The 8,512-nt window shown below is 71.9% G+C and carries 8 protein-coding genes; 1 reads left to right on the top strand and 7 read right to left on the bottom strand.

Translation table 11 applies throughout. The features are described 5' to 3' along the window. Window positions 1-62 precede the first annotated feature (62 nt). The 7 genes from ACFWIA_RS32710 to gatC form a co-directional block, all read right to left on the bottom strand. Window positions 63-722, bottom strand: coding sequence for a hypothetical protein (locus ACFWIA_RS32710; RefSeq protein WP_387010886.1), 660 nt, complete (start codon window positions 720-722; stop codon window positions 63-65). 63 nt (window positions 723-785) lie between these two features. Continuing rightward, the gene (locus ACFWIA_RS32705) at window positions 786-1,346 is read right to left on the bottom strand and encodes a GNAT family N-acetyltransferase (protein ID WP_387010885.1); all 561 of its coding nucleotides are present in this window, start codon (window positions 1,344-1,346) and stop codon (window positions 786-788) included. Between the two features lie 65 nt (window positions 1,347-1,411). Continuing rightward, on the bottom strand, window positions 1,412-3,742 hold the full coding sequence (locus ACFWIA_RS32700; protein ID WP_387010884.1) for an MMPL family transporter: 2,331 nt from the start codon (window positions 3,740-3,742) through the stop codon (window positions 1,412-1,414). Window positions 3,743-4,062: 320 nt separating this feature from the next. Next, complete coding sequence (gatB, locus tag ACFWIA_RS32695; RefSeq protein ID WP_387010883.1) at window positions 4,063-5,574, bottom strand: Asp-tRNA(Asn)/Glu-tRNA(Gln) amidotransferase subunit GatB; 1,512 nt, start codon at window positions 5,572-5,574, stop codon at window positions 4,063-4,065. Window positions 5,575-5,589: 15 nt separating this feature from the next. Next, the gene (locus tag ACFWIA_RS32690; RefSeq protein ID WP_351239983.1) at window positions 5,590-5,769 is read right to left on the bottom strand and encodes a hypothetical protein; all 180 of its coding nucleotides are present in this window, start codon (window positions 5,767-5,769) and stop codon (window positions 5,590-5,592) included. A gap of 56 nt (window positions 5,770-5,825) precedes the next feature. Continuing rightward, window positions 5,826-7,328: an Asp-tRNA(Asn)/Glu-tRNA(Gln) amidotransferase subunit GatA gene (gene gatA / locus ACFWIA_RS32685; RefSeq protein WP_387010882.1), complete on the bottom strand. Its 1,503-nt coding sequence runs from the start codon at window positions 7,326-7,328 to the stop codon at window positions 5,826-5,828. 5 nt (window positions 7,329-7,333) lie between these two features. Further along, window positions 7,334-7,630: an Asp-tRNA(Asn)/Glu-tRNA(Gln) amidotransferase subunit GatC gene (gene gatC, locus ACFWIA_RS32680; RefSeq protein WP_385496214.1), complete on the bottom strand. Its 297-nt coding sequence runs from the start codon at window positions 7,628-7,630 to the stop codon at window positions 7,334-7,336. A gap of 421 nt (window positions 7,631-8,051) precedes the next feature. On the opposite strand from gatC, the gene ACFWIA_RS32675 reads away from it, so the two are divergent. Then, entirely contained in the window at window positions 8,052-8,507 is a 456-nt protein-coding gene (locus ACFWIA_RS32675; RefSeq protein ID WP_387010881.1) for a hypothetical protein, read from the top strand. Window positions 8,508-8,512: the final 5 nt, after the last annotated feature.

The following is an 8,512-nucleotide window of genomic DNA, read 5'->3' as shown; positions in this document are numbered from 1 at the left end:
GGTCCCCTGGAGGGACCCCGCCGACGGGTGTCTGCGGTCGTGCGCGCGTCAGAGGTGCGGCGTCAGGTCGCCGAGGGCAGACCGAGGAGGAGGTCGGTGTACTTGGCGACGGCGAGCAGCAGGCCCACGAGGCCCAGGCCGACTCCCGCCCAGGCCACGGACTTGATCCACGGCGCCGGTTCCGACTCGGGGGCGCCGAAGGCGGGCCGGGCCAGGGTGAACGCACCGATCAGCAGGGCGGCGAGGGCGAAGGCGCCACCGACCAGCGCGGCGGCCTGCCAGGCGTCCCCGTACACGCCCTGGATCTGGGCGGCGACGTCGCCGCCACCGGAGGAGGACGCCTCCAGCTGACCGATGAGCGACTGCCGGGCGGAGGCCACGGAACCGAGCCAACCGCCGCTGAGGCCGACCACGCCGAGGGTCGCCGAGAGGACCGCCGCGGCACCCGCGCCGACGCCCGAGGAGACCTTGCCCACCGGGGCGTCGAGCTCGTCGAGGTCATCCAGGTCCGCGCCGTCCGTGCTGTCGGCGCCTGCCGGGTCCGCGTCGGTGAGGGCGCCCTCGGCCCCGTCGCCCTTGGCTGCGGTGTCCCCCGAGGTGCCGGCGGGTCGGTCGGCGCCGGACTCCTGCGCCCCGGCTCCCTTCGCGGCGGCCGGGTCCGCTCCGGTGGCGGTGTCCGCGTCGGTGCCCGCGGCGGCGCTCTTGTCGGTCTGTGTTGCCATGGGGGCACCGTACGGACGCCGTCTGAGAGGTTCCTTAACGACACGCCACCGGGTCCCGCCCCGTCAGCCGCCCTGCTCCGCGCCGCGCCACTCGGGCGCCAGTACGGACCACACCTCCATGTCGTGGCGCACGCCCCGGTACGGGTAGCTCTCCCGCAGCACCCCGTCGACCCGCATGCCGAGCCGTTCGGCGACCCGGCGGCTGGGCTCGTTGGCGGTGGAGGTGACCCATTCGGCGCGGTGCATGCCGCGCTCCCCGAACGCCCAGTCCAGCAGGACGCGCGCGCCCCGGGTGACCAGGCCGCGGCCGGCGGCGGCGGGTTCGAGCCAGCAGCCGAGCTCACAGTTGCCGCTGTCGGCGTCGAAGATCCGGAAGAGGAGTCCGCCGACGAGGGTGCCGTCCAGCCAGATGCCGTGCAGGCCGCCGTTGTCCGCGGCCCGCTTGTCCGCGTACGCCTGGAGCACGGCCCGGGCCCCGTCCACGTCGTGGGCGTTGGTGCCGAAGGCGACGTACCGGCTGATGAAGTCGCGTCCGCGGTCGAGGTGGGCCAGGAACTCCTCGGCCTGCCAGGGCTCCAGGGGGCGCAGTTCGGCCCCGTCGTCACCGAGCGTCCTCGCGTACATGGCTGCGTCCTTCGGGTTTCCGGCTCGTCCCTGGTGCGGGACGGGGTGCGGCGGGGCGGCCGCGGTCAGAGGTCCGCGCCCGCACGGGTCTGCTGCGGGGCGTGCTCCACGCGCCGCCCGGGAATCCTCGCACGTCCGTGCGGGTGGTCGGGGCGGCACTCCGGCGGCTCGATGCTGATGCGGGGCAGGACGCGGTCCAGGGAGCGGGGCAGCCACCAGTTGGCGCCGCCGAGCAGGTGCATCAGGGCGGGGACCAGCAGGGTGCGCAGCACGAAGGCGTCGAGGGCGACGGCCGCGGCGAGCGCGATGCCGAACATGGCGATGACCCGGTCACCGCTGAGCACGAAGGCCAGGAACACGGCGATCATGATCACGGCGGCCGAGTTGATCACACGGCTGGTCTCGGCGAGGCCGACCCGCACGGCCCGGCGGTTGTCCCCGGTCGCCAGCCACTCCTCGTACATCCGGCTCACCAGGAAGACCTGGTAGTCCATGGACAGGCCGAAGAGCACCGAGACCATGATGACCGGCAGGAACGGTTCGATGGGTCCGGCCCGGCCGAGGCCCAGCAGTTCGCTGCCCCAGCCCCACTGGAAGACGGCGACGACCACGCCGAAGGCGCCCGCGACGGCGAGCACGTTCATCACGGCGGCCTTCACCGGGATGCCGATCGAGCGGAAGGCCAACAACAGCAGGACGCAGCCGAGCGCGATGACGACGCCGACGAAGAGCGGGAGTTTGCCGACGATGAGTTCGGCGAAGTCGTCGTACCCGGCGGTGACCCCGCCGACCTGCACGTCGAGTGAGGTGCCCCGCTCGGCGGCGGGCAGCACTTCGGTGCGCAACCGGTCGACGAGTTCGCTGGTCCGCTCGGACTGCGGGGCGGATTCGGGGACGAGGGTGAGCACGGCGGTGTCCCCGGCCGCGTTGGGGGTGACGGGGCCGACCGAGGCGACGTTCTCGGTGCCGCGCAGGGTGGTCGCGAGTGCGTCGAGGGCGGCCCGGTCCGCCGTGCCCGACCCGTCCGGGTCGTCGGCCGTGCGGATCTCGGTGACCAGGGTGAGGGGGCCGTTGACGCCGGGCCCGAAACCGTCGGCCAGCAGGTCGTACGCCTGTCGGGTGGTGGAGCCCTTCGGGTTGTTGCCCTGGTCGGAGGTGCCGAGGTGGAGGGAGAGGGCGGGCAGCGCCAGCACGGTGACGGCGACCAGGGCGAGGGCGCCGAGCAGCTTGGGGTGGCGTTCCACGAAGGCGGACCACCGGGCGGCCGGCCCGCTGGGCGGGGTGCCCGTCGCCGGTTCGGGCCCCTGTTCGGCGAGGCGGCGGCGTTCCCGGCGGCTGAGGGCGCGCGGGCCGATCCAGGACAGCAGCGCGGGCAGCAGGGTGACCGAGGCGGCGACGGTGAGGACCACGGTCAGGGACGCCGCGATGGCGACCCCGTTGAGGAACCCGAGGCGCAGGACGAGCATGCCGAGGAGGGCGATGCAGACGGTGGCGCCCGCGAACACCACGGCGCGACCGGTGGTGGCGACGGCCTGCTCGGCGGCCCGGGCGACCGACAGTCCGCGCCGCAGGCCCTGGCGGTGGCGGGTGACGATGAACAGGGCGTAGTCGATGCCGACGCCGAGGCCGATGAGCATGCCGAGCATCGGGGCGAAGTCGGCGACGGTCATGGCGTGCCCGAGCAGCACGGTCCCGGCGTAGGCGGTGCCGACGCTGACCAGGGCGGTCGCTATGGGGAGCAGGGAAGCGGCCAGGGAGCCGAAGACGAGGAAGAGCACCACGGCGGCGACGGCGACGCCCACGGCTTCCGCGAGGTGGCCGCCGAGCGGTTCGGTGAGGGCGATGGCGCTGCCGCCGAGGGCGACCGTGAGGTCCTCGGTGGCGGCCGGCTCCGCGAGGTCCAGGACGGCCCGGGCGTCGGCGGCGGTCAGCTCGCCCACGGGCCGGTCGAAGGTGACGGTGGCGTAGGCGGTGCGGCCGTCGGCGCTGATCCGGTCGGTGGCCGGGGTGCCCGCATCGGCATCGGCATCGGCATCCGCTGCGGCTGCGGCACCGGCACCGGTAGGGGCAGGAGCGTACGGCCCGGCGACCGCGGCCACCGCCGGCAGTTCGGCGACCTCCGCGAGCACGCGGCCCATGGTCCGTTCGACCTCGGCGGCCCGCACGGTGCCGTGTGCGGTGTGCCAGACGATGGTGTTGCTGTCGCCGCCCGAGCCCGGGAAGCCCCGGGCGAGGAGTTCGGTGGCGCGACCGGACTCGGTGCCGGGCACCTCGTAGTCGTTGGAGTACGCGGAACCCGTGAGCGCCGCGGCGGTGGCGGTGCCGCCGAGGGTGGCCAGCCAGATGAGGACGGCGACCAGGCGGTGCCTTACGCACCAGCGCGCGAGTGCTGCCACCGCTGAACTCCCAGGGTGCTTCGTCGGGTCTTCATCGGGAACAGCCGGCACCCCGGTGGGGCCGCACGGCCCGCAGGAGAATCACGAAGATCCTCCGGGAATGTCGCGGAACCGCCCGCAAAGAACGCATGAACAAGCTGATGCCACTCTTGCAGGATGAAAAGATCCTTTGACCGGTTCGTGGTTCTCCTCACACCGGTTCGTGGTTCTCCTCACGGAAGCCCGAGTGCCGCTGTGGTCTCCGGGCCCGTTCCCCGGGCACGACGAAGGGGGCGGTGACCGGACACCGGTCACCGCCCCCCGCGCGTACTACGTGGACGTCAGCCCTCGACTCCGAGCCGGGCGAGGATCAGCTCCTTGACCCGGGCCGCGTCGGCCTGGCCCCGGGTGGCCTTCATGACGGCGCCCACCAGGGCACCCGCCGCGGCGACCTTGCCGCCGCGGATCTTGTCGGCGACGCCCGGGTTCTGGGCGATGGCCTCGTCGACGGCGGTGGTCAGCGCACCCTCGTCGGAGACGACCTTGAGGCCCCGCTTCTCCACGACCTCGTCGGGGGTGCCCTCGCCCGCGAGGACGCCCTCGATGACCTGCCGGGCGAGCTTGTCGTTGAGGTCGCCGGACGCGACGAGCGCGGCGACCCGGGCGACCTGCGCCGGAGTGATCGGCAGGGTGTCCAGCGCGGCGCCGGACTCGTTGGCGTTGCGGGCCAGCTCGCCCATCCACCACTTGCGGGCGGCGGTCGAGTCGGCCCCCTCCTCGATGGTGGCGGCGATCAGGTCGACGGCACCGGCGTTGAGGATCGACTGCATGTCGTGCTCGGTGACGCCCCAGTCCTCGCGCAGCCGGTTGCGGCGGGCCCGCGGCAGCTCCGGCAGACCGGCGCGCAGCTCCTCGACCCACTCCCGGGACGGGGCCACCGGCACCAGGTCGGGCTCGGGGAAGTACCGGTAGTCCTCGGCCTCCTCCTTGACCCGGCCCGAGGTGGTGGAACCGGTGTCCTCGTGGAAGTGGCGGGTCTCCTGGATGATGGTGCCGCCCTCGTTCAGGACGGCCGCGTGCCGCTGGATCTCGAAGCGGGCGGCCCGCTCGACGGACCGCAGCGAGTTGACGTTCTTGGTCTCGCTGCGGGTGCCGAACTTCTCCCGGCCGTGCGGACGCAGCGACAGGTTGACGTCGCAGCGCATCTGGCCCATCTCCATCCGGGCCTCCGACACGCCGAGCGCCCGGATCAGCTCGCGCAGCTCGGCGACGTACGCCTTGGCGACCTCGGGGGCCCGCTCACCGGGACCGACGATCGGCTTGGTGACGATCTCGATGAGGGGGATGCCGGCCCGGTTGTAGTCGAGCAGCGAGTGGGAGGCGCCGTGGATGCGGCCGGTGGCACCGCCGACGTGGGTCGACTTGCCGGTGTCCTCCTCCATGTGGGCGCGCTCGATCTCCACGCGGAAGACCTCGCCGTCCTCCAGCTGGACGTCCAGGTAGCCGTTGAAGGCGATCGGCTCGTCGTACTGGGAGGTCTGGAAGTTCTTCGGCATGTCCGGATAGAAGTAGTTCTTCCGGGCGAAGCGGCACCACTCGGCGATCTCGCAGTGCAGCGCGAGACCGATCTTGATGGCGGACTCGACGCCGATCGCGTTGACGACCGGGAGCGAGCCCGGCATGCCGAGGCAGGTCGGACAGGTCTGCGTGTTGGGGTCCGCGCCCAACTCCGTGGAGCAGCCGCAGAACATCTTGGTCCTGGTGCCCAGCTCGACATGGACCTCCAGGCCCATGACGGGGTCGTACGACGCGAGCGCGTCCTCGTACGACACCAGGTCGGTCGTGACAGTCACGGTGAAACTTCCCTCTCAGCCCAGCAGGACGTCGTCGTCACCGAGGCGCTTGAGCTCCCGGTAGAGGATCGCGAGTCCGGTGACGATGGCGGCGGCGGACACGGCGGCGTCGACCAGCCGCAGCGTGTCGTGCTCGGAGCGGGCCTTGCGGGCCTGCTTGACGATGCTGACGGCGCCGAAGGCCGTCGTGGCCATGGACAGGTACGTGCCCGACTTGGACTTCTTGAAGCCCTTGGCCTTGGTCAGTGCGCTCACAGCGACGGTGCCTCCTCAAGCAGCGGGTGACCCCAGCGTTCCACGAACGCGGCCTCGACGGCGGCACCGACCTTGTAGAGCCGGTCGTCCTGCATCGCCGGGGCGATGATCTGGAGGCCCACCGGCAGGCCGTCCTCCGGGGCGAGACCGCAGGGCAGCGACATGGCCGCGTTGCCCGCCAGGTTGGTCGGGATGGTGCACAGGTCGGCGAGGTACATCGCCATCGGGTCGTCGGCCCGCTCACCGATCGGGAACGCGGTCGTCGGGGTGGTCGGCGACACGATCACGTCGACCTGCTCGAACGCCTTCTCGAAGTCCCGGGTGATCAGGGTGCGGACCTTCTGGGCGCTGCCGTAGTACGCGTCGTAGTAGCCGGAGCTGAGCGCGTACGTGCCGAGCATGATGCGGCGCTTGACCTCGTCGCCGAAGCCCGCGTCACGGGTGACCGCCGTGACCTCCTCCGCCGACCGGGTGCCGTCGTCGCCGACCCGCAGGCCGTAGCGCATGGCGTCGAACCGGGCGAGGTTGCTGGAGCACTCGGAGGGCGCGATCAGGTAGTACGCCGACAGCGCCAGGTCGAAGGACGGACAGTCCAGTTCGACGATCTCGGCGCCGAGCTCCCTCAGCAGCTCCACCGACTCGTCGAAGCGCTGCACCACGCCGGCCTGGTAGCCCTCGCCGCGGAACTGCTTGACGACGCCGACCCGCATGCCCGCCACGGAGCCGTTGCGGGCGGCCTCCACGACCGGGGGCACCGGGGCGTCGATGGAGGTGGAGTCCAGGGGGTCGTGACCGCCGATGACCTCGTGCAGCAGGGCCGCGTCGAGGACGGTGCGCGCGCAGGGGCCGCCCTGGTCCAGCGAGCTGGAGAAGGCGACCATGCCGTAGCGGGAGACCCCGCCGTACGTCGGCTTCACGCCGACGGTGCCGGTGACCGCGGCGGGCTGGCGGATCGAACCGCCGGTGTCCGTGCCGATCGCCAGCGGCGCCTGGTAGGAGGCGAGGGCCGCCGAGGAGCCGCCGCCGGAGCCGCCCGGGATGCGGGTCAGGTCCCACGGGTTGCCGGTCGGACCGTACGCGCTGTTCTCCGTCGAGGACCCCATGGCGAACTCGTCCATGTTGGTCTTGCCGAGGATGACGACGTCCGCGGCCTTCAGCTTCTTGGTGAGGGTCGCGTCGTACGGGGGGATCCAGCCTTCGAGGATCTTGGAACCGACGGTGGTCGGGATGCCCTCGGTGGTGAAGATGTCCTTCAGGGCGAGCGGAACGCCCGCGAGCGGACCCAGCTCCTCGCCGGCGGCGCGCTTGGCGTCCACCGCGCGGGCCTGGGCGAGGGCGCCCTCGCGGTCCACGTGCAGGAACGCGTGGACCTTCTCGTCGACGGCCTCGATCCGGGCCAGGTGGGCCTCGGTGACCTCGACGGCGGTGAGCTCGCCGGAGGCGATGCGCGCCGCGGTCTCGGCGGCGGTCAGCCTGATGATGCTGTTCGTGTCGGCCATGGCGATCAGTCCTCCCCCAGGATCTGCGGGACCTTGAAGCGCTGCTGTTCCTGAGCGGGGGCGCCGGAGAGCGCCTGCGCGGAGGTGAGCGACGGTCGGACCTCGTCCGCGCGCATGACGTTCGTCAGGGGCAGCGGGTGGGAGGTCGGTGGAACGTCCTGGTCGGCGACCTCGGCGACGCGGGCTACCGCGCCGATGATGTCGTCGAGCTGACCGGCGAAGTGATCGAGTTCTTCGCTCTTCAGGTCCAGGCGTGCCAGCCGAGCGAGGTGAGCGACCTCCTCGCGCGTGATGCCAGGCATGCAGCGATCCTCAAGGTGAGTGGTGGGTTTTGGCCCCAATCCTATGGGGCCCGGCCCGCTCTCCGCGCAACCCCTCGACCGGGACCCACCACCACCCCGTTCCGGGGCCTCCCCATTTTGTACGAGCGCGGTGGACGCCTCCCGTCCCCCCGGGTGTGCGATGCGCACCGCACACCCGGTCGGATGCGGGGCCGGGCCGGCCTTCCAGCGCGGGTGGGGTGCGGTTCCGGGGGCCGCAGGGGGTTGCTCCCTCCGCTGCGGGACGGTCACGGTTCGGAAACGCCTCGAACGGGCACCCGAGGGGCAGGCGCACCCACCGGTGCCCACCAGGACGCGGCAGTCGAGACCACTACCGGAGGTGGTCGGCCCCCGCCGTCGGGTGGATCACGGAATCCGCAGAGCGCCAGGAGACGGGGACACCATGGCCTGGGACGAATGGGAACAGCTCAAGACGCAAGCGGCACAGCGGCATTCGACACAGATGCAACTCAACCAGTATCCCGCCGAGAGCGGAACCAGCAGGGGTGGCGGGCAAGGAGCCGAGGGCGACGGGCTCCGCGTCACTCACAGCTCGCTCAACGGCAATGCGAACTACCTCATCGAATTGTCAGGACTTCTCTACCAGGGACGACCGGACGGCGATCTCTGCACGATGGCACGTGCGCCCCGCTCACACCCGGACGTCGCGGCACAGGTCGATCGGTTCGCGCGTTTCGCCGACGACCAGTACCAAGACGTGACATCGCTTCTCGCCGCGTTGTCCACCCGGCTCAGGGAAGCGAACGGCACCTTCGTGGACTACGACGGGGCGGTGGCCGAGGGCATGATGAATGCCCTCCTCGAGCTGGGCCGGTACACGGCCCCGGAAGATAGGTGAGCCCA

Origin of the sequence: Streptomyces sp. NPDC127068 (genome assembly GCF_042724695.1) — a bacterium.
In the GTDB taxonomy this organism is placed as follows: domain Bacteria; phylum Actinomycetota; class Actinomycetes; order Streptomycetales; family Streptomycetaceae; genus Streptomyces.
Note: the sequence above shows the minus strand (reverse complement) of the source record. Positions and strands in the feature narration are given on the sequence as shown.